The sequence below is a fragment of the Bacillus sp. 05T21 genome, from assembly GCF_056396785.1.
Genome location: NZ_JBFTMD010000011.1, coordinates 140,159 through 161,184, shown reverse-complemented (window position 1 = coordinate 161,184; position 21,026 = coordinate 140,159). Strand labels below are relative to the sequence as shown.

The 21,026-nt window shown below is 36.8% G+C and carries 17 protein-coding genes and 1 riboswitch; of the genes, 11 read left to right on the top strand and 6 right to left on the bottom strand.

Going from position 1 to position 21,026, the window contains the following annotated elements:
* Positions 1 to 170: 170 nt before the first annotated feature.
* Positions 171 to 1,367, bottom strand: a complete 1,197-nt coding sequence (locus AC1DKZ_RS19610) for a NupC/NupG family nucleoside CNT transporter (RefSeq protein ID WP_404446936.1) — start codon at positions 1,365 to 1,367, stop codon at positions 171 to 173.
* 197 nt (positions 1,368 to 1,564) lie between these two features.
* A riboswitch (purine riboswitch) is annotated at positions 1,565 to 1,666 on the bottom strand.
* A gap of 121 nt (positions 1,667 to 1,787) precedes the next feature.
* On the opposite strand from AC1DKZ_RS19610, the gene rlmD reads away from it, so the two are divergent.
* The 5 genes from rlmD to AC1DKZ_RS19585 all read left to right on the top strand — a co-directional run bounded on the left by rlmD (position 1,788) and on the right by AC1DKZ_RS19585 (position 8,264).
* Entirely contained in the window at positions 1,788 to 3,164 is a 1,377-nt protein-coding gene (gene rlmD / locus AC1DKZ_RS19605) for a 23S rRNA (uracil(1939)-C(5))-methyltransferase RlmD (protein ID WP_476996888.1), read from the top strand.
* Between the two features lie 200 nt (positions 3,165 to 3,364).
* Positions 3,365 to 4,354, top strand: a complete 990-nt coding sequence (locus AC1DKZ_RS19600) for a tRNA dihydrouridine synthase (protein WP_476996887.1) — start codon at positions 3,365 to 3,367, stop codon at positions 4,352 to 4,354.
* A gap of 182 nt (positions 4,355 to 4,536) precedes the next feature.
* A complete protein-coding gene (locus tag AC1DKZ_RS19595) occupies positions 4,537 to 6,555 on the top strand; it encodes a GAF domain-containing sensor histidine kinase (RefSeq protein WP_476996886.1) in 2,019 nt (672 codons plus the stop codon).
* Between the two features lie 376 nt (positions 6,556 to 6,931).
* Positions 6,932 to 7,450, top strand: coding sequence for a YehS family protein (locus tag AC1DKZ_RS19590; RefSeq protein WP_016093446.1), 519 nt, complete (start codon positions 6,932 to 6,934; stop codon positions 7,448 to 7,450).
* Positions 7,451 to 7,556: 106 nt separating this feature from the next.
* A complete protein-coding gene (locus AC1DKZ_RS19585; RefSeq protein WP_476996885.1) occupies positions 7,557 to 8,264 on the top strand; it encodes a M48 family metallopeptidase in 708 nt (235 codons plus the stop codon).
* A 159-nt stretch (positions 8,265 to 8,423) separates the two neighbouring features.
* Here AC1DKZ_RS19585 and AC1DKZ_RS19580 read toward each other — a convergent pair whose 3' ends face one another.
* Both AC1DKZ_RS19580 and AC1DKZ_RS19575 read right to left on the bottom strand, forming a co-directional pair.
* Positions 8,424 to 9,119 carry a GNAT family N-acetyltransferase gene (locus tag AC1DKZ_RS19580; RefSeq protein ID WP_476996884.1) on the bottom strand — a complete coding sequence of 232 codons (696 nt, stop codon included), beginning with the start codon at positions 9,117 to 9,119 and terminating at the stop codon, positions 8,424 to 8,426.
* Between the two features lie 14 nt (positions 9,120 to 9,133).
* Entirely contained in the window at positions 9,134 to 10,243 is a 1,110-nt protein-coding gene (locus AC1DKZ_RS19575) for a mandelate racemase/muconate lactonizing enzyme family protein (protein ID WP_476996883.1), read from the bottom strand.
* 93 nt (positions 10,244 to 10,336) lie between these two features.
* Between AC1DKZ_RS19575 and AC1DKZ_RS19570 the strand changes: the two genes are divergently transcribed.
* A complete protein-coding gene (locus AC1DKZ_RS19570) occupies positions 10,337 to 11,614 on the top strand; it encodes a transcriptional regulator (RefSeq protein ID WP_476996882.1) in 1,278 nt (425 codons plus the stop codon).
* Here the strand turns inward: AC1DKZ_RS19570 and nhaC are convergent.
* Positions 11,611 to 13,032 (bottom strand): Na+/H+ antiporter NhaC, encoded by a 1,422-nt coding sequence (gene nhaC / locus AC1DKZ_RS19565; RefSeq protein WP_476996881.1) that lies wholly within the window; start codon positions 13,030 to 13,032, stop codon positions 11,611 to 11,613. The two genes, AC1DKZ_RS19570 and nhaC, sit on opposite strands and share 4 nt — an antisense overlap.
* A 288-nt stretch (positions 13,033 to 13,320) precedes the next feature.
* Here nhaC and AC1DKZ_RS19560 point away from each other — a divergent pair, with 288 nt between their 5' ends.
* Positions 13,321 to 14,436, top strand: coding sequence for a M20 peptidase aminoacylase family protein (locus tag AC1DKZ_RS19560; RefSeq protein ID WP_476996880.1), 1,116 nt, complete (start codon positions 13,321 to 13,323; stop codon positions 14,434 to 14,436).
* A gap of 214 nt (positions 14,437 to 14,650) precedes the next feature.
* Entirely contained in the window at positions 14,651 to 15,259 is a 609-nt protein-coding gene (locus AC1DKZ_RS19555; protein WP_476996879.1) for an SAM-dependent methyltransferase, read from the top strand.
* A gap of 50 nt (positions 15,260 to 15,309) precedes the next feature.
* Here the strand turns inward: AC1DKZ_RS19555 and ahpF are convergent, their stop codons facing one another.
* On the bottom strand, positions 15,310 to 16,836 hold the full coding sequence (gene ahpF, locus AC1DKZ_RS19550; protein ID WP_431182591.1) for an alkyl hydroperoxide reductase subunit F: 1,527 nt from the start codon (positions 16,834 to 16,836) through the stop codon (positions 15,310 to 15,312).
* 14 nt (positions 16,837 to 16,850) lie between these two features.
* Complete coding sequence (gene ahpC, locus AC1DKZ_RS19545) at positions 16,851 to 17,414, bottom strand: alkyl hydroperoxide reductase subunit C (RefSeq protein WP_000924420.1); 564 nt, start codon at positions 17,412 to 17,414, stop codon at positions 16,851 to 16,853.
* A 590-nt stretch (positions 17,415 to 18,004) separates the two neighbouring features.
* Between ahpC and mtnK the strand changes: the two genes are divergently transcribed.
* Genes mtnK through AC1DKZ_RS19530 form a run of 3 tightly spaced genes read left to right on the top strand, consistent with a single transcriptional unit; the run spans position 18,005 to position 20,985 of the window.
* On the top strand, positions 18,005 to 19,195 hold the full coding sequence (gene mtnK, locus AC1DKZ_RS19540; RefSeq protein WP_476996878.1) for an S-methyl-5-thioribose kinase: 1,191 nt from the start codon (positions 18,005 to 18,007) through the stop codon (positions 19,193 to 19,195).
* A gap of 50 nt (positions 19,196 to 19,245) precedes the next feature.
* On the top strand, positions 19,246 to 20,289 hold the full coding sequence (gene mtnA, locus AC1DKZ_RS19535) for an S-methyl-5-thioribose-1-phosphate isomerase (protein ID WP_476996877.1): 1,044 nt from the start codon (positions 19,246 to 19,248) through the stop codon (positions 20,287 to 20,289).
* A gap of 54 nt (positions 20,290 to 20,343) precedes the next feature.
* Entirely contained in the window at positions 20,344 to 20,985 is a 642-nt protein-coding gene (locus AC1DKZ_RS19530) for an L-fuculose-phosphate aldolase (RefSeq protein ID WP_002010177.1), read from the top strand.
* The last annotated feature ends 41 nt before the right edge of the window (positions 20,986 to 21,026 follow it).

Below are 21,026 nucleotides of genomic sequence, written 5' to 3'. Positions count from 1 at the left end.
TTGAATTTCGTTAAAAATAATTTTACCCATTCTCCGTACCTCATTTCTATCGTTGGTTCCATTATAACGAGGTTTTTTGATAAAAATACACAAAAACCCCGAATCATGGGGCTTTTTTTAAGTGTCCATGATTCGGGGTACAGTTCAGTCTAAGCGAAGGTGATTTTTTATTAAATAAACAATCCAGCGATTGTTGCAGATAAAATAGAAGCAAGTGTTGATGCAAATAGCATTTTCCAACCAAATTTAGATACGATGCTTCCTTGTTTTTCAGAAAGGGCACGGATTGTACCAACAATCGCACCAATTTGGCTAATACTTGCGAAGCTAATTAAGAATACTGTAACGATTCCAACTGTACGTGGAGATAATGTTGCAGCAGCGCCTTTTAAATCAAGGATTGCTACAAACTCGTTTAATACAATCTTCGTACCCATAATACCACCAGCTGGGATAATATCTTGAGTTGGAATACCCATTAAGAATGCGAATGGAGAAAGTATATAACCGAAGATTTGTTGTAAAGTAACAGCGTATCCCATTGCACCTGAAGCAGCGCTAATTACGTAGTTTACAACTTCCATAACACCAATGAAGGCAATCATTAACGCAGCAACGATACCAGCTACTTTTAAACCATCAAGCGCACCGTTAATCATAGCGCCGATAAGGCTATCTCCGAATAGGTTTCTATCAAATTTTTGAACCACTTCGTCTTCTTTTTTCGTATCAACTGGTGTTAATAATGAACAAACGATTAAGCTTGAGAATAAGTTTAGCGGAAGAGCCGCTAATACATATTTCGCATCTAACATCATAACGTATGATGCTGTTACAGAGGCAGAAACTGAGCTCATTGCAGAACAACAAATGATAAACATACGGTTTTTATTAAAATGTTGTAAATCATTTTTAATAACGATTAACGCTTCACTTGAACCAAAGAATACAGAATTTACTGCGTGGAATGATTCAACGCGTGGTAACCCAGTAATTTTTGAAAGTGCACCGCCGACAATACGAACGATGAATGGTAAAACACCTAAATAACTAAAGATAGAAAGTAGTGCTGAGAAAAATACGATAATTAGTAATACGTTTAAGAAAAAGACAAAATCTCTTTGAATTCCATTAAAGAGAAAATCGACACCTGTCGTACCAAGTTTAATTAGTTTGTTGAAAACTTTACTAATGAAGATGATAATTTGCTGTCCGATCTTTGTGCCAAACATAAACCAACCGATTAAAATTTGGAAACTAATCATAATAGCAATTGCACGGAAGTTGATTTTACTTCTATTGTTTGACAAAGCAAAGCATAAACCTAAAACGACAAGAATACCGATAATGCTCATTACATATTGCATGTAGTTGCCCCTTTCAGAAGTTCGTATAAAGTTTTTACATAAAACGCTCGTTATATTACTAAAAATAAAGTAATGGAAGTTTCATGTCATACGTAAGATGTCTGACCTTTTTGAAAAATAAAAAAAAGACTCCTATGGATTCACTTTCATCTATGAGAGAAAGCTAATCAATAGGAGTCTTTTTTATACATAGGCTAATATTCATTAGTTTTCCCCATAGTCCAGCAATTTAAGGTTGCCGGGTAGAAACTCTCGATCCATATTATCGACTATATATGAGGTAACATCGTCCGTATTAAATTAGTAGTAGCGTAACATTACTAGAGAACTATCGTCAATAGCTTTTTTTCTTCCAATAGAAATAGACCATATAAGTATGATAAAATGTAACGCAGTGTTATGAAAAAGAGAGGTCGGAAAATGAGTATAAAAATGACGCCACCAGTTGAAAAAAACGAGTTTATAGATGTAGTGTTTGAAGATTTAACACATGATGGTGCCGGTGTTGCGAAAGTGAAGGGATATCCTATTTTCGTAAAAAACGGATTACCAGGTGAGGAAGCGCAAATTAAAATTATTAAAGTGAAGAAAAACTTCGCGTTTGGTCGTTTAATGAAGCTTCATCAAGAAAGTCCATATCGCAAAGATGCAGAATGCCCCGTGTACAACGAGTGCGGAGGTTGTCAACTTCAGCACTTAACATATGAAGGACAATTAAAAGCGAAAGAAAAACAAGTACGTGACGTTATGCAGCGCATCGGTGGATTAAGTGATGTTCCTGTTCATCCTGTACTTGGCATGAAAAACCCGTGGGTATACCGCAATAAAGCACAAGTGCCAATTGGAGAACGTGAAGGTGGACTTGTAGCTGGTTTCTATCGTCAAGGAACGCATGACATCATTAATATGGAATCATGCTTAATTCAGGCGGAAGAAAACGATACATTAATTCAAGAAGTAAAACGTATTTGTGAAAAGCACGGTATTTCGGCTTACAATGAAGAACGTAACAAAGGAACACTTCGCCACGTAATGGCTCGCTACGGACAAGTAACAGGGGAAATTATGCTTGTCTTTATTACACGTACAGCTGAATTGCCAAATAAAGAAGCAATCATTGAAGAAATCGCAGCGAAATTCCCAGAAGTAAAATCAATCGTTCAAAACGTAAATACGAAACGTACAAACGTTATTTTCGGAGACAAAACGACAGTACTGTACGGATCAGAATATATTTATGACTTTATCGGTGAAATTAAATTTGCGATTTCAGCACGTTCATTCTATCAAGTAAACCCAGAACAAACGAAAGTGCTATACGATAAAACGTTAGAATACGCAAAATTAAATGGTGACGAAACAGTAATCGATGCCTATTGCGGAATCGGATCAATCTCCTTATTCCTAGCGCAAAAAGCGAAAAAAGTGTACGGTGTTGAAATTGTTCCAGAAGCAATCGAAGACGCAAACCGAAACGCAGCACTAAACAACATGACAAACGCTGAATTTGGCGTAGGAGAAGCAGAAGTAGTCATTCCAAAATGGTACAAAGAAGGCGTAATCGCCGACACAATGGTCGTAGATCCACCGCGTAAAGGCTGTGACGAAGCATTACTAAACACAATCATCGATATGAAGCCAAAACGCGTCGTATACGTATCATGTAACCCAGCAACATTAGCACGCGACTTAAAAGTACTAGAAGAAGGCGGATATAAAACGCAGGAAGTACAGCCTGTTGATATGTTCCCGCATACGACTCATGTAGAGTGTGTGGCTTGGCTTAAGTTGGTATAATAAAAAAGCAGTTGATATAGAAAAATCTATACCATCTGCTTTTTGGTTTATAAAAATACCATTCAGCAACGATTTTAGTTAAAATGAATATTGCTGATTTTCACAAAATATAAATGTCCAAATGTACTTTTGCTATTTGGCTTTATATTTTTTATTGAGAGTTTGAAATTGCATTCATATTGAGAGGATTTGAATTTGAAATGATAGATAATTTTTGGAATGATTTACCACGACCGTTTTTCGTACTTGCACCAATGGAAGATGTGACAGATGTTGTTTTTCGTCACGTAGTAAGTGAAGCCGGCCGACCGGATGTATTTTTCACAGAGTTTACAAACTCGGATAGCTATTGTCATCCAGAAGGTATGAAAAGTGTACGTGGCCGTTTAATTTTTACAGAAGATGAACAGCCGATAGTGGCACATATTTGGGGAGATAATCCTGAATATTTCCGCCAAATGAGTATTGGTATGGCAGAGCTAGGATTTAAAGGTATCGATATTAATATGGGCTGCCCTGTACCGAATGTAGCATCAAGAGGAAAAGGTAGTGGCCTTATTCTACGTCCAGACGTTGCGGCAGAACTTATTCAAGCAGCAAAAGCGGGCGGACTACCTGTCAGCGTAAAAACACGACTTGGCTTTAAAGAGTTAAGTGAGTGGGAGGATTGGTTAACGCACATTTTTAAACAAGATATTGCGAACCTTTCTATTCACTTACGTACAAGAGAAGAAATGAGCCAAGTAGATGCGCATTGGGAGCTCATTCCGGAAATTAAAAAATTACGTGACCGTATCGCACCAAATACGCTAATAACAATCAATGGAGACATTCCTGACCGTCAAACTGGAATGGAACTTGCTGAAAAATACGGTATTGATGGCGTTATGATCGGACGAGGTATCTTTAAAAATCCATTTGCCTTTGAAAAAGAGCCAAGAGAGCATAGCAGTAAAGAACACCTTGATCTTCTAAGATTGCAACTTGATCTTCAAGATCAATATGCAGAAGTATTACCACGCTCCATCACAGGGCTTCACCGCTTCTTCAAAATTTATGTAAAAGGCTTCCCAGGAGCTGCTGAACTAAGAAATCAATTGATGAGTACGAAATCAACGAATGAAGTGCGTGCATTGCTTGATAAGTTTGAGGCGAGTGTTAATGTGGTAGAAGGTAGTGAAACAGTGTAACTTTTGAAAGTTACACTGTTTCATTTTAATTAAGGTGAACCGTATCATAAGTAAGTGAGGTATTCTATGTAAAAAAGGGTAAGAAAAGAATACAGGAGAAAAGTGAAAATGGTAGGTTGGTCTTGATTTTCAATGATAGTATCATGTTTATTTTATTATGCCTATAATTGGAGGCCATGTGAATGTTAAGTGATCAGGCGAGATATTCTAGGCTCGCGAATATAACAAAAATAATAAATACAAAATTAGAACTACGTGAAGTATTGCAGCGTGTAACAATGGCGATATCAGAGGAGATTGTTAGGTGCGACGCTGTTGGAATCTATTTACCCCAGGAAGATGGAACATTTAGAGGGTTTGCAGGAAAACCAGAGACAATAAATGGCGTAACGCTCGATACTCAGGTAATTGATCCTGAAATAGACTTACTGGCAAAAGAAGTTATTGAAACCAAAAAAACCATTTATATTCCTGATACATCAAAGGATCATCGGCCGGATCCGAGACCAGTTGCTGCGTTCAAAATTAAGTCCTTATTAGCTCTACCTATCTCATTTGGGCAAGAGTTATTTGGTCTGGTTTTTTTATTTGATTATGGAATTCCAATGAATTTAACAAATTCAGAAATTCAAAGTGTTGAAGCTTATGTAAATATGGCTGCGGTCGCAATTCAAAACGCAAATAATTTAACACAAAAGGAAAACCTTATTTCCGAGAAGCAGCTGTTACTAAATGTTACCCGTGATTTATCAATGTGTTCCTCGATACAGGAGAGTTTTGATAAATGTTTTCTTTACTTAGGACAGATTTTAGAGAGTAAAAACATGGCTGCCCACCTTTTAGACCCGCTAGACAAAACAACGATTAAAACAACGAAGTTAAGCAAGGATTGTTATTGGACAGAAGCGGATTGGGTGGAGAAAAGCTATGAAGCCAAGATCCAAGAGGTTATTCAAACAAAAAATATAGATAGTAAGGGTCTACTGATGATTCCATTGGTTTCAATGGGAGAAGTATTAGGGGTAATCGTCGTTGGCAAAGAGGGAAAAGCTCACAATTATGATAATTCCCAAATGCAACTGGCAAAATCTATCGTTGATGCCACAGCACCTACGTTTTCCAACTTGTTATATATGGATCAACTTGAAAGCATGGTGGAAGAGCGAACGAGAGAACTAGCTGCTGCTAATGAAAAAGTTACAAGTGTGATTGAAATTATTACGGATGGATTCTTTACTTTGAATAATAAATGGGAATTCACGTACGTAAATAAGCATCAATATTTTCCACAAAGAAAAACAGCAAAAGATGTATTAGGTAAGAATATATGGGAGGTCTTCCCGAGTAGTGTCGACGCAGTTATGTATAAGGAATTTCATCGTGCAATGTCAGAGCGAATTACAGTTCATTTCGAATTTTTTTCTATCTCTGATGAATATTGGCACGAAGTTATTGCATACCCGTATGATGATGGTATTTGTTGTATTTTTAAAAACATAACGGAAAAAAAGCAATATGAGCAGGAATTGAAAAGGTTATCCAACATAGATTTAATAGGACAAATGGCAGCAGGTATCAGCCATGAGATCAGAAATCCAATGACAACAGTACGAGGGTTTTTGCAGTTATTAAAAGAAGAGCACACCTATGAGAAACATAATAAGTACTTTAAATTAATGATTGAAGAACTTGACCGTGCCAATTCTAATATTACTGAATTTCTCTCAATGGGTAATACAAAGAAATCGGATTTGCAGATGTTAGATTTAAATTCAATTATCCACGATATTATTCCTTTAATAAAGATTGATACGTATAATCAAAATAAATATATTCAAGTCGATACAAATGACATTCCAGAATTACTTTTAAATCGTAATGAGATACGGCAATTATTAATAAACCTATACCGTAATGGCTTAGAAGCGATGAGCACAGGGAAAATTCTAACCATTAGCACCTACAAGGAATGTCAAAATTGTGTGGTGCTTGCAGTGCGGGATCAAGGAAAAGGTATCAGGCCTGAAGTATTAGAGAAACTGGGTACGCCATTTTACACGACCAAAGATAATGGAACTGGATTGGGATTAGGCGTATGTTATGCTATTGCTACCCGGCATAATGCGAAAATAGAAATTCAAACAGGCTCGGAAGGCACTACCTTTTTTGTTAAATTTAATTATGAAAATAATGAACAATAACCTCATTTAGATTAGTTACGGTGAACCGTACCACAAATAAAAAGGAAAACCTAAGTAAACACAATCAATACATTTCACCTAAATTTTGCGTAACATTCATGTTTGAGTTGCCCACTAAATTAGAGTTGCATAAAAAGAAATGGACTAACCTATATCAGGTTAGTCCATTTTTAAGTGTGTTAATTAATAGTAAATCCCCATCCGTAATTTTGCGCGATTATCCCACACTTTTTTGCTGTTTTAAAATCATCCCCAAAAGCATTAATCCACCTAAGACTACAAAACCTACCTCTAAAATGTTAAAGTAGTAACTTAACGATATTAATTTATACATGCTAAAAGCATTACTATAATCAACATTTCAGGAGGAAATACAATGGCAATGAGCAACAACGATATATTAAAAAGAGTAAGGTACGCTTTAGATATAAGAGATATAGATATGGTAGAAATCTTTGAACTTGGCGGGATGGAAGTAACGAAAGAGGACGTACTTGATATGCTTACAAAAGTAAAGAGAAGTCCACAACATGAAGCGGAAGATGATGATGTAATCGAAGATGAGTACGTATTAACATGCGACATGATGATGCTAGAGGCATTTTTAAATGGATTTATTACTTTAAAAAGAGGGAAGCAAGATCCGAAACCAGGGCAACCGGCACCTGTACAGAGCAAGGAGAGTGCCAATAACCTTCTTTTAAAGAAAATGAAAATAGCACTATCTTTAACGAGTGAAGATGTGCTTGATATATTAGACAGCGTAGGAGTTATCGTAACAAAAGGAGAATTAGGCGCTTTATTAAGAAAGAAAGGCCATAAGCATTACAAAGAGTGCGGCGATAGATACGCAAGGAATTTCATTAAGGGATTAGCTGTAAAGTATAGAGGATAATAAGTTTGTTAAAGCAGTAAATGATATAATAGGTAGAGTAGGACGTTTGTATCCTACTCTTTTTTTATTTGTAAAAATAATATGAACGAATACGTTAGGTGATGAAATGGTACATACATATTTAGGTGAGACAATTAATTTTCATATAACTTATAAGAAGAAAAAGTCGGTGCGTCTTTTTGTAGATTCGTACGGAAATGTGGAAGTGCAGGCTCCAAAGGGAACACCTGCTGAATACTTAGTCCAGCTGCTAGAGGAGAAATGGGATTGGATTCAGAAAACACGTAAGGAAATGCAGGAGCGAGCGCTTGGTCCACAGGAAAAGGATTATGATCAAGGCGAGGGCTTTCTGTATTTAGGGAATACGTATCCGATACAGATTTCTCAAGATGCAAGTATTACGCAAGACAATGCAGTTTTTGAAGGGGATAAGCTACACATTTATGTGAATGAGCTTAAGGATGAGAAAATCCAGCAGGCTTTAAAACGATTTTACTATAAGCAGTGCAAAGCATTAGTAGAGAAGAGTATTAAAGTACATCAAAGTAACTTTAAAACAAAACCGCGTTCTATTCGTATTACAGATAGTAGTCGTACGTGGGGAACTTGTGATTCGAATTTACAGTTAACGTTTAATTGGAAGTTAGCAATGGCACCACAGCGAGTAATTGATTATGTAGTTGTTCATGAAATGTGTCATATGGTTCATCTAAATCATGATCGATCTTTTTGGCGTCTTGTTGGGAAGATAATGCCTGATTATAAGGAAATGGAAAACTGGTTAGCATTATCAAGTTGGAAGATGACGGTTTAGTAATGCGCTTTATATAGGTTGCGATTATTGTCAATACTTGTCGGTAAGTCGATATATTTAAAAAATCGCTCATATAATTTCATTTGCCAGGGGATTATTGAATGAGGAGAAAGTAAAAGGAGGTGTCACAGTGGACATCTCCTTTTTCAGGTGTAGGAACTATCGTCCAAACTTCACAACGAAATCCCCATCTATTTTCTCCATCTTATATCCACGATACCCCTCTGAAAGTAACGCTTGCTTTTCACTAACATCACTCATCGGAACACTTTTAACATTCGTCCAATCTCTTTCTGTGTCCTTACGCAATTCCTTCACAAAAACATACCGCATACTCCCGCCATACTTCTCCTTCAGCGCAGCAATTTCCATACCTTGCGCGAACTTATCCTTTAAACTAGGAATGTTAAAAGGTGCAACGGTGCAACAAACATAGTCGTACTGGCTGTCTTCTTTTTGTAATTCATCCATGATGACTGTGGCTAATATTTTTTGCATGCCATTTCCTCGGCAGTTCGGATGAACGTTTGAGATTTCTTGATAGATGACGCGGTGTAGTTCACTTTCTGGTAGACCAATATCAAGCCCTAAATGTTCATCGTCGATAGGAGGGACTAGTAGGGCACGAAATGCGATGAGCTCGTTTTGTATAAACGCCCCGATCATCATGCCGTTTCCTTCTAGAATGTATTGAAATTCTTCTAGCGAGAGTGGTTGTAAACGACCTTTATCTTCTAGCGCTTCAACTATAACGTTTTGTAATGATAAAATTTGTTCCATATGTTCTGAAGATAGTAATGTAACGTGAAATGAATCGTTGTTTTGTTTTAATTTTCCTTCGTAAAGAATCGTCATGCGTTAGTCCTCCTTTAGCGTACAACGTCTTGAAAGACGGTTAATTCTTGTAATGTATTTTCGTTTATTTCAATGCCGAGTCCCGGCTTTTCGTTCAAGCGAATAAATGGTACGTCGTAATGTAAGTTTCCGATGTCTTTCGTGAATTTTAATGGTCCTGTTAGCTCGACGCTAGTAATGATTTTTTTTGAGAAAGCGACATGGAATCCTGCGGAAGAGGCAACAGATGATTCGACCATGGATCCAACTTGGCATTCAATGCCGGCCATTTCTGCTTGATGAGCGAGTTTTACAGCTGGATATATACCGCCGCATTTCATTAGTTTTATATTCACTTTATCAGCTGCGTCTAATTTAATAATTTGGCGCATTTCACGAGAGCCTTTTAGTCCTTCATCAATCATAAGTGGAAGGTCTGTTTTAGAACGAATGTGAGCCATTGCGTCAATATCATCCGCTATTACAGGTTGCTCAATCCAATCGATGTTTAAATGTCCTAATGAACGAAATGCCGTTAATGTGTTTGCGCTATTTTTCCACCCTTGGTTTACATCAACGCGAATCGCGATATCATTTCCTACACGTTCACGTACAGCTTCAATTCGTTTGACATCTTCTTGTACATTTGTGCCGACTTTCATTTTGAAAGATTGGTAACCTTTCTTAATCATAGAGGCAGCTTCCTCAGCCATATTTTCTGGCTCGGCGATACTTAAGACGTGAGTGACAGGAAATTCTTCATGGTAGCGTCCGCCAATTAGTTGATATACAGGTTGATTTAATTTTTTACCCATTATATCAAAACAAGCGATATCAATCGCAGCTTTCGCAGTAGGTACACCGTAAATTGTGTTGTCCATCATATCGTGTGTTTTCTCGATATTCATTGGATTTTTCCCGATAAGAGCAGGAGCTAGTGTATGTTTTAAAACATGGAAAGTACTTTCCCATGATTCACCTGTAACGTGATCATCAGCAACGCCTTCACCGTAACCGATAATGCCTTCATCTGTTTCCATTTTGACGATAATAGAAGGCATATCAGAATAAGAACCATAACTAATAACAAACGGATCGCGAAGCGGTAAACGAATTGCGTAAAGGTGAATAGCTGTAATTTTCATTGAATAAAGACCCCTTCCTGTTTACAATGGTTTTGTACATTTGATATAGTTGACGTTAAATAGTCGTTAATTAATGATAAGGAGTTAGAGAAAATGATGATAAAAATTGCAGTTGTCGGTTCAAAAGAGTTTATGGAGAATCTTTTACCTATTGCTCATAAACTAGAAGAGATAGAGATTGATCCATATATTTACCTTCATCCGGCAGAATCTTCTGAACTATTAAAGCGTTTAAAACCTTGTGATGTTATCTTTTTCTCGGGTGCCCTACCTTATTATATGGCAAAAGAAATAAGAGAACAAATACCAATTCCAAGTACGTACTTACAGCAAGACGAGACAACTGTCGCTTCTTCACTTCTTTCTATAATATATCATCAAAGTATTCAACCTCATAAAATTTCAATTGATTTAGTAGATCGTTCGTTTATTAAAAATGTGTTCCATGATATCGGTCTGAAAGAAACTCCGCAAGTGATGGATTATGAAAATGTGTTATGGAGTAATGATGAAATTAAGAGAATCATTGATTTTCATTTAGCTAAATATCAATCAGGAGAGGCTGATTTAGCTTTAACTAGTATTCACGCTGTCTACGATGAACTTCAAAAAATAGGTATTCCTTCAGAGCGTATGATAGATCCAACGCAATCAATTATACATGGATTAAAAGATGCAAAAATAAAAGCTGAGTTAGCAAAAAGCCATTCAGCTACTGTTGGTGCTTGTATTATATCCTTTATAGAGTTACAAGAAAGATCGCTTGAACAATTAAATGTAATTTCAAAAGAATTACGTGGTTCATTTAAACAAGTTGATGAAATGACTTTTATTTTGTATACAACTCGTGGTGATATCGAATCGAGTACAAAAACAAATACGATAGATCGTTTATTTACGAATATAGAAGGAGCTGTATCTATTGGATTTGGTTACGGAAAAACAGTAAATGAAGCGGAACAAAATGCAAAAATCGCTCAAGGTTTCGCAAAAAATAATCCGATAGAACGCTGCTTTTATATACTAACAAGTGATAAGGAATTATTTGGTCCGTTCCCGAAAGAACAGAGAGTACAAAGTTTAAAAAACGATAATCCAGAATTAATGAAAATAGCGAAGGAAACGAAGCTTAGTCCTGCAAACTTGTCAAAAATTATTCAGTTTAGTCAATCGCATCCATCATTGAAATTTACAGCGGCGGATCTTTCTGAGTACTTACAAGTGACTCGGCGATCGACGGAAAGGCTGTTAAAGAAATTAGTTGATTACAGATATGCCAATATTTGCGGCGAGGAAATGCCCTATCAACAAGGGCGCCCTCGCGCAATATATGAGCTGAATTTACCATCGTATTCGTTTCAAAAATTTTAAGCTTCTAGTTGCGCTTTTTGTTTTTTCAATAGGTCTGCTTTTTCAATATCCGATAGCTTTGTAATTGTGAAGCCAGTTATACCATAAATGATTGAAATAATAGGTACGATGAAATTCAATATAGCATAAGGAGCATATTCGAATGCGCCTACACCAAGTGTTGCGAGTATAAATACACCACATGTATTCCAAGGTACGAAAACAGAAGTTAATGTTCCACCATCTTCTAATGCTCTGGATAAATTTTTAGAATGCAGTCCTTTTTCTGTGTACGCATTTGCATACATTCTTGAAGGAACAACAATCGAAATATATTGTTCAGAGCAAGTAAGATTCGTTGCAAAGCAAGATGCGATAGTAGAAGCGATAAGTCCCTTTGCTGATGTTGCTAATTTCAAAATTTGATTTACAATTGAGCGAAGAATGCCAGTATGTTCTAGTACTCCTCCGAAAGTCATAGCGACAATTGTCATAGAAACTGTATTCATCATAGAGCTTAAGCCACCACGGTTAAATAGTTCGTCTACTAGCTTGTTTCCAGTGTCTATAACAAATCCACTTTGGAGTGCACCGACAGCTGATGAGACAGAACCACCTTGAATAAAGACTTGTGATAAGAATCCTAAAATAACACCTACGAGAATAGCTGGTATAGCAGGGACTTTTTTAGCGACCAATACCATAACAACTACTGGTATAATTAATAGAAAAGGTGAGATAACAAAGTTTTGTTGCAATACTTGTAACGTTTGATCGATGCTTTTTGAATCAATATTGTTATCGCCAAAGTTTCTTCCTAAGAACGCATAAACGATAAGAGTAATAATTAAACCTGGAATTGTAGTAAATAACATGTGACGAATATGTGTGAATAAATCTGTATTTGTTAATCCTGCGGCTAAGTTTGTCGTGTCTGAAAGCGGTGACATTTTATCACCAAAATAAGAACCGGAAATTATAGCGCCAGCAACCATTGGAGCTGGGATCCCCATACTTAGGCCAATTCCCATTCCAGCAACACCAATTGTTCCCATTGTAGACCAGGAGCTACCGATTGCTAATGCAACGATAGAACAAATAATTGTAATTGAAACTAAAAATAGTGATGGAGTTAAAAGTTTTAAACCGTAATAAATCATAGTAGCGACGATTCCACCGCCAATCCAAGCACCGATCGTTAAACCTACAAGAATAATGATAACGATAGCGGGTAATGCAAGGCGAATTCCTTTATACATTGCTTCTTCAATGTCGTTCCATTTGTAACCGTAACGCCAGGCAACGATAGAAGCAACGGTTGTACCGATAATAAGTGGGACGTGAGGGCTTTGTTTTAATACAACAATTGTAACCATCATAACTGCAACTGTAATGATAATAGGGATTATTGCTATGCCAAAAGGTATTTCTCTTTTCATAAACTGCCTCCTCATTATGTATGTTTGTATTTTTAGAATTGTCGCAAAATAGACGTTTATTAAGTTATAATAACTAAAGATATATGCAAGCGTCAACAAAAAACAGAAAATAAGGAATGTTCTATCTGTATAAATATCTTTATAAAATGAGTAAATGTTGGTATTAATAGCATTTTAAAATAAATAATTGACTTTTTTCTTAAAATTCAATATGTTCATAAAAACATCTGTTTTTTCAGAAATATAATTAACTTTAATGGTTTGTAATTTGGGAAGGAGAATGAAAAGTTGAAAACATTAGAACTACAAGAGCGTTTAACTGAAATTTTTCAGCATTTACATGAAAACCCTGAAGTAAGTTGGAAGGAATATGAAACGACAGCTTATATTACTAACTTTCTAAAAGAAGAAGGAATTTCATATAAAATATTTGATGATTGCCCTGGCGTGATTGCTGAAATCGGAAGAGGGAATCCAGTTATCGCGATTCGTGCTGATATGGATGCACTATGGCAAGAAGTAGACGGAGAATTTAAAGCGAATCACTCATGCGGCCACGATGCTCATATGACAATTGTGATGGGCCTTATTTTACAATTGAAAAATATGAGATGGGATAGCGGTACTGTTAGATTTATTTTTCAGCCGGCAGAGGAAAAAGGAAATGGTTCCTTAAAGATGGTAGAGAAGGGCGCCGTGGATGATGCAGATTTCTTATTTGGTGTTCATTTAAGGCCAATTGAAGAACTGCCTTTGAAACAAGCTGCACCATCTATTCGTCACGGAGCTGCAGGGTTTTTAGAAGGGATGATTCATGGAGATGATGCACACGGGGCACGCCCGCATCAAGGTATAAATGCAATTGATGTCATTTCGATGATCAATATTGGATTGAAAAATATATGGTTACCGCCGCAGACATCTTATTCTGTTAAGATGACGAGATGCCAAGCTGGTGGTGATAATCTAAATATTATTCCAGGTAACGGGCACTTTAGTTTAGATGTAAGAGCAGAAAATAACATATTACTAGATGAATTGAAGCGAAAAATAGAGCAAGTAATTCAGTCAGCTGAATCAATGGGATCTAAACTTTCTTATGAGTGGATCGATCTCGCACCAGGAGCTGAAGTGTCAGAAGAAGCTGAGCGTTTCATGCGGAAAGGCATTCTTGAAGTGTACGGGGAAGAGGGATGTACTGGACCACTGTATACGACAGGAAGCGATGATTTCCATTACTATACAGTGAAAAGACCCCATTTAAAAGCTGTCATGCTTGGACTAGGGGCGAACTTACAACCTGGATTACACCATCCGTATATGGAGTTTGATCATAGCTGTATAATGGATGGAGTAGAAATATTGAAACAAACTGTATTGAAAGTATTGGAGAACAGGGGCTAGATAGCTCCTGTTTTTTTGTAGGGATTTGTCGTTAAGTCGATATTCCTTGTCGAAACGTCGATATATTGAAAAAATCGTTGATATATTTGAAGTTACGATAGATATATTCAGAAAATCGTTGATATAATTTCACGTATCAGTTAATTTGATGCAAAATGAGTCTCCAGTACATGGTGTATAATAATAAGTACCATTTCTTAATAGGAGAAGACGAATGAACGAACAATATTACGATGCTGTATTACATATAAAAACTGTCGGTGAGCAAAAGGGCTTTAACAAGTCTATGCATTATCACCGTTATGAACCGACGCCATATAGCGGATTAGATGCGTTATTGAATCAATATGAAATAAGAAGTAGCGACCAGGTTGTAGACTTTGGATGCGGTAAAGGGAGATTAAATTTTTACATGCACCATAAGTGTGGTGCTTCAGCGGTTGGAATTGAAATGAATGAAGAGTTTTATAAAGAAGCAATGGAAAACCGTGAGCGTTATGCAAGGAAGGTAAGGAACAGTAAAGATAAAATTCAATTTGAATGTTGTTTAGCGCAGGAATATGAGATTGATCCACGTGATAACCGGTTTTATTTCTTCAATCCATTTTCTGTACAAGTGTTTATGAACGTAGTAAATAACATTTTGCTTGCAGTAGAAGCGGTGGAGAGAGAAATTGATATTATTTTATACTACCCTTCTGAAGATTATATTTTCTTCTTGGAGAATCAGACTGCATTTGAATTGAAGAAGGAAATAAGATTACCGGGTGCTTATGAGAAGAATGGGAATGAGAGATTTTTAGTTTATACATTAGGATTTTAAAAAAAGCAGGTGCCTTGGCACCTGCTTTTTTAAAACTCACGTCTATATAATTAGTTACGGATTAAGTAATCAAATGCACCTAAAGCTGCATTCGCACCTGAACCCATAGAGATGATGATTTGTTTGTACGGATTATTTGTACAGTCACCTGCACCAAACACTCCTGGTACGTTTGTAGCGCCGTGCTTGTCTGTTACGATTTCACCGCGAACGCGTTCAACTGTTTCGCCTAACCAGTCTGTGTTTGGCACAAGACCGATTTGAACGAATACACCTTGTAATTCAACATGGTGTACTTCTTCAGTTTCACGATCGATGTAAGAAATACCGTTTACTTTATCAGTACCAGTGATTTCTTTCGTTTGAACGTTTTTCAGAACAGTTACGTTAGGTAAGCTGTTAAGACGTTCTTGTAATACAGCATCAGCTTTTAATTCTGGCATGAATTCAAGAACAGTTACGTGCTTAACAATACCTGCTAAGTCGATAGCTGCTTCAATACCAGAGTTACCACCGCCGATAACCGCTACATCTTTTCCGATGAATAATGGACCGTCACAGTGTGGGCAGTATGCTACACCTTTGTTTTTGAACTCAGCTTCACCCGGTACGCCAACATTACGCCAGCGAGCACCTGTTGAAACGATTACGCTCTTACTTTTCAGAATAGCGCCGTTTTCAAGTTCCACTTCAATAAGTTCTTTTTTCTCTAAACGTTTCGCACGTTGTAGATTCATTACATCGATGTCGTATTCTTTTACGTGCTCTTCAAGGCTTGCTACTAGCTTAGGACCTTCAGTGCGTTTTACGCTGATGAAGTTCTCAATACCCATAGTATCCATTACTTGACCACCGAAGCGCTCAGCAACGATACCAGTGCGGATGCCTTTACGTGCTGCATAAATTGCTGCACTTGCACCAGCTGGGCCGCCACCAACAACAAGAACATCGTATGGATCTTTATCAGAAAGCTCTGATGCATCTGGACCGTTACCCATTTTAGCTAAAATTTCTTCAAGTGTCATACGACCGCTTCCGAAAGATTCGCCATTTAGGTAAACAGTTGGTACTGCCATGATGTCTTTACTTTCTACTTCCTCTTTAAATGCAGCGCCATCAATCATAGTATGTGTAATACTAGAGTTTAGAACGCTCATTACGTTAAGAGCTTGTACAACATCAGGACAGTTATGACAACTTAGGCTGATATAAGATTCAAAATGATATTCGCCTTGAATGTTTTTGATTTGATCGATTAATTTTTGTTCAATTTTTGGAGCACGTCCACTCACTTGTAGTAAAGCTAACACTAATGAAGTAAATTCGTGTCCTAATGGAATACCAGCGAATACGACACCAGTGTCTTCGCCAGGGCGATTTACGCTAAAGCTTGGTGTTCTCTCTAGTTCAACTTTTTCTACTGTAATCTTAGATGACATAGTAGCTAATTCATCTACTAGAGATAACATATCTTTAGATACGTTATCGTCTCCTGCGCTTACTTTAAGTAAAATGTCGTTCTCCATTAACTGAAGGTATTGGGATAGTTGTGTTTTTATATCTGCATCTAGTATCATTTTGATCGAACTCCTTAGATTTTGCCTACAAGGTCAAGGCTTGGTTTAAGTGTTGCAGAACCCTCTTGCCATTTAGCTGGGCAAACTTCACCTGGGTTGTTACGTACGTATTGAGCTGCTTTAATTTTGTTAACAAGGATGCTTGCGTCACGGCCGATACCGTCAGCATTGATTTCCATAGATTGGATAACGCCGTCTGGATCGATGATGAATGTACCACGAGCAGCAAGACCTTCTTCTTCCATTAAAACGTTGAAGTTTGTAGTGATTGTGCGAGTTGGGTCACCAATCATAATGTATTCGATTTTGCCGATAGTTTCTGAGCTATCATGCCATGCTTTGTGAGTGAAGTGAGTGTCTGTAGATACAGAGTATACTTCAACGCCTAAGTCTTTTAGAGTTGCGTATTGGTTTTGTAAGTCTTCAAGTTCAGTTGGACAAACGAATGTGAAGTCTGCTGGATAGAAACAAACTACGCTCCATTTTCCTTTTAAACTTTCGTCAGTAACTTGGATAAATTCTCCATTATGGTAAGCATTAGCTTTAAACGGTTTTACTTCTGTGCCGATTAATAACATATTAAAATTCCTCCTAAAGGTTGGTTTTGAGCATCGGAAATTAGTTTGCTCATAAAATATATTTTTTAATTAACTATAATAATTCTAATTCGATATTAATTATCATATAGAAGTGGTTATTTTGTCAAGAGAATAAACCAACTTTATACCAATTTAATTAATATTTATTCTCAATTAAGGCTGCTAGGGAATTAAAAGGTAATTTTCAAGTCATAAATTTTCAATGAGTGTTTGAAAGAGTAGTGAGTATGTTAGAGACATGGTGTAAGTATAAATTCTTAGGAAGGGAATATTTCTTAGAAGTTGTAGATTTGAAAAGTAACTGCTTACTTCTATTTTACAAAGAATTGTGCAATAAATAAAACAAAATGTATCGGAATCTTTGTGAACAATTATTGTCATCATAAATATATATAATAAGAAGTATATTGCAATGAGAAATAGAAACATTGACGCTCATTTCTAACAAGATATAATAAAAGCGAGATATGTATTGCAATAGAGAAGATATAGTATAGATTGAAAAAATTTCAGTCTATTATTTTTTACGGCTTTCAGAAAACGTTTACATTTAGTGTGGAGGGGAAACCATGTCTAAGTTCACGAAGTATTTTTTAATGGAAGCTAAAGATGTGATTGCATATGTGCAAGAGAAATTACCTAAGTTCGAGCATGCAAAGGGGCTAAAGTGTAAAGAAATAGGTGATGGTAATTTAAATTATGTGTTCCGCGTTTGTGATGAACAGAAGAGCATTTCTGTCATTGTAAAACAAGCTGGGGATACAGCGCGTATTTCAGATGAGTTTAAGTTGTCGACGAATCGAATCCGTATAGAATCAGATGTTTTACGATTAGAAGGAGAATTAGCACCTGGACTCGTGCCAAATGTATATTTGTTCGATAGTGTGATGAATTGTTGCGTGATGGAAGATTTATCAGATCACACAATATTGCGTACAGCACTCATAAATCATCAAATGTTTCCGAGGCTTGCTGATGATTTAACTACTTTTATGGTAAACACTCTTCTATTAACATCAGATGTTGTAATGGATCATAAAGAGAAGAAGGAACTCGTGAAGAATTATATAAATCCTGAGTTATGTGAGATTACAGAGGACCTCGTATATTCAGAGCCGTTTACAAATCATAATAAACGCAACGAATTGTTTCAATTAAACGAAGGATGGATTAGGGAGCATATTTATAGTGATAAAGAGCTTCGTACGGAAGTAGCAAAACTTAAGTTTTCTTTTATGACGAATGCACAAGCGCTGCTTCACGGTGATTTACATACTGGTTCTGTTTTTGTAAAAAGTGATTCTACAAAGGTTATTGATCCTGAATTTGCTTTTTATGGACCTATGGGATATGACGTTGGGAATATAATGGCGAATTTAATGTTTGCATGGGTGAATGCAGATGCAGTGATGCAATCTGGTATTGAGAAAGATACATATATGAACTGGATAGAATCTACCATGATAGATGTAATTGATTTATTTAAGAAGAAGTTTTTAGACGCTTGGGATATTCATGTAACAGAGATTATGGCGAAGGAAGAAGGTTTTAACCAAGTTTATTTACAATCTGTATTAGAGGATACAGCTGCAGTGACGGGTCTTGAGTTAATTCGTCGTATTGTTGGTCTAGCGAAGGTGAAGGATATGACTTGTATTGAGAATGATGCAGCGCGTGCTAGAGCGAGCGAATTTGTCTTCAGGCAGCGAAGAAGTTTATTTTACAAGCGAATCAATATAAAACAGGTAGTAGCTTTGTAGAAACGTTAAAAAAACAGTCAATGCATAGTGCGAAATAAGGGGAGAAGATGATGGCAGAGCAATTAATACCAATTCAGTGGAAAGATGATGCTTTAGTGTTATTGGATCAAACGGTATTACCGAACGAAGTAGTCTATGAATCTTTTAAAACGGCTGAGGGTGTGTGGGATGCGATTCAAGTAATGAAAGTACGAGGAGCGCCGGCAATAGGTGTTTCAGCAGCCTACGGTGTGTATTTAGGAGTAAAGGAAGTTGCGGAAAGTTCGGAGGAAGAATTCATAGAGGAAGTAAAAAAGGTATGTGCATACTTAGCGACATCAAGACCGACGGCAGTAAATTTATTTTGGGCGCTTGAAAGAATGGAAAGTGTAGCGAAAGAGAATGCTCACTTATCAATTGCGCAGTTGAAAGATAGATTATTAGAAGAAGCAAAAAAGATTCATAGAGAAGATGAAGAAATTAACCGTCAAATTGGAGAACATGCATTAACATTATTCCATGATGGCATGGGGGTATTAACGCATTGTAATGCAGGTGCGTTAGCAACGACTAAGTATGGTACTGCGACAGCTCCAATGTACTTAGCGAAAGAAAAAGGATGGGACTTAAAAATCTATTCCGATGAAACACGCCCTAGATTACAAGGTTCAACGTTAACGGCATTAGAACTGCAGCGAGCGGGAATTGATGTAACGGTCATTACAGATAATATGGCGGCAATGGTCATGTCACAAGGGAAAATCGATGCAGTAATCGTTGGATGTGATCGTGTAGCAGCAAACGGGGATGTAGCAAATAAAATTGGAACATTAGGTGTTTCGATTTTGGCTAAATATTATAACATTCCGTTTTATGTAGCAGCACCAACGCCGACAATTGATTTGAAAACACTGACAGGAAAAGAAATTCCAATTGAAGAAAGAGATGCTTCTGAAGTGATCAATCGTTTCGGACAATACTCTGCTCCGCAAGAAAGTAAAGTATACAATCCGGCATTTGATGTCACGCCATATGAAAATGTAACAGCGATTATTACGGAAAAAGGAATTGTGAGAGCACCGTTTATGGAGAATTTAAAAAAGCTATTTCAATAAGTAGATAGTTTTTAGAAAAATAGTCATCATAAGTTTCTTACTAGGGGGATGTATATGTTATTGCAAAAAGAAAGAGAAGAAGTTGTAGCGTACGGAAAGAAAATGATTTCTAGTGGTTTAACAAAGGGGACTGGCGGTAATATTAGTATTTTCAATCGTGAACAAGGTCTTGTTGCAATTAGCCCAAGTGGTCTAGATTATTATGAAACGACGCCTGAAGATGTAGTTATATTGAATTTAGATGGTGAAGTGATAGAAGGAGAGAGAAAACCATCAAGCGAATTAGATATGCACCTTATCTATTATAGAAATCGTGAAGATATAAATGCGCTTGTACATACACATTCTCCTTATGCGAAGACAATCGCATCATTAGGATGGGAACTTCCTGCTGTATCATATTTAATTGCTTTTGCAGGTCCGAATGTTCGCTGTGCACCATATGAAACATTTGGTACGAAGCAATTAGCAGAGGCTGCTTTTGAAGGAATGATTGATCGTCGTGCAGTTTTACTTGCGAATCATGGTTTAATGGCTGGTGCAAATAATATAAAAATGGCGTTTACTATTGCAGAAGAAATAGAGTTTTGTGCTCAAATTTATTATCAAACGAAAAGTGTTGGAGAACCGAAATTACTGCCAGAAGACGAGATGGAGAATTTGTCGAAGAAGTTTGAAGGGTATGGACAGCAGTAGAATGAAATGAAAACACCCTCAAGAAAAAATCTTGAGGGTGT

Excerpts from the sequence above, each read along its gene's own strand:
- AC1DKZ_RS19610 (WP_404446936.1), bottom strand. The coding sequence starts at position 1,367 with ATGCAATATGTAATGAGCATTATCGGTATTCTTGTCGTTTTAGGTTTA.
- rlmD (WP_476996888.1), top strand. The coding sequence starts at position 1,788 with ATGAGTATAAAAATGACGCCACCAGTTGAAAAAAACGAGTTTATAGAT.
- AC1DKZ_RS19600 (WP_476996887.1), top strand. The coding sequence starts at position 3,365 with ATGATAGATAATTTTTGGAATGATTTACCACGACCGTTTTTCGTACTT.
- AC1DKZ_RS19595 (WP_476996886.1), top strand. The coding sequence starts at position 4,537 with ATGTTAAGTGATCAGGCGAGATATTCTAGGCTCGCGAATATAACAAAA.
- AC1DKZ_RS19590 (WP_016093446.1), top strand. The coding sequence starts at position 6,932 with ATGGCAATGAGCAACAACGATATATTAAAAAGAGTAAGGTACGCTTTA.
- AC1DKZ_RS19585 (WP_476996885.1), top strand. The coding sequence starts at position 7,557 with ATGGTACATACATATTTAGGTGAGACAATTAATTTTCATATAACTTAT.
- AC1DKZ_RS19580 (WP_476996884.1), bottom strand. The coding sequence starts at position 9,119 with ATGACGATTCTTTACGAAGGAAAATTAAAACAAAACAACGATTCATTT.
- AC1DKZ_RS19575 (WP_476996883.1), bottom strand. The coding sequence starts at position 10,243 with ATGAAAATTACAGCTATTCACCTTTACGCAATTCGTTTACCGCTTCGC.
- AC1DKZ_RS19570 (WP_476996882.1), top strand. The coding sequence starts at position 10,337 with ATGATGATAAAAATTGCAGTTGTCGGTTCAAAAGAGTTTATGGAGAAT.
- nhaC (WP_476996881.1), bottom strand. The coding sequence starts at position 13,032 with ATGAAAAGAGAAATACCTTTTGGCATAGCAATAATCCCTATTATCATT.
- AC1DKZ_RS19555 (WP_476996879.1), top strand. The coding sequence starts at position 14,651 with ATGAACGAACAATATTACGATGCTGTATTACATATAAAAACTGTCGGT.
- ahpF (WP_431182591.1), bottom strand. The coding sequence starts at position 16,836 with ATGATACTAGATGCAGATATAAAAACACAACTATCCCAATACCTTCAG.
- ahpC (WP_000924420.1), bottom strand. The coding sequence starts at position 17,414 with ATGTTATTAATCGGCACAGAAGTAAAACCGTTTAAAGCTAATGCTTAC.
- mtnK (WP_476996878.1), top strand. The coding sequence starts at position 18,005 with ATGTCTAAGTTCACGAAGTATTTTTTAATGGAAGCTAAAGATGTGATT.
- mtnA (WP_476996877.1), top strand. The coding sequence starts at position 19,246 with ATGGCAGAGCAATTAATACCAATTCAGTGGAAAGATGATGCTTTAGTG.
- AC1DKZ_RS19530 (WP_002010177.1), top strand. The coding sequence starts at position 20,344 with ATGTTATTGCAAAAAGAAAGAGAAGAAGTTGTAGCGTACGGAAAGAAA.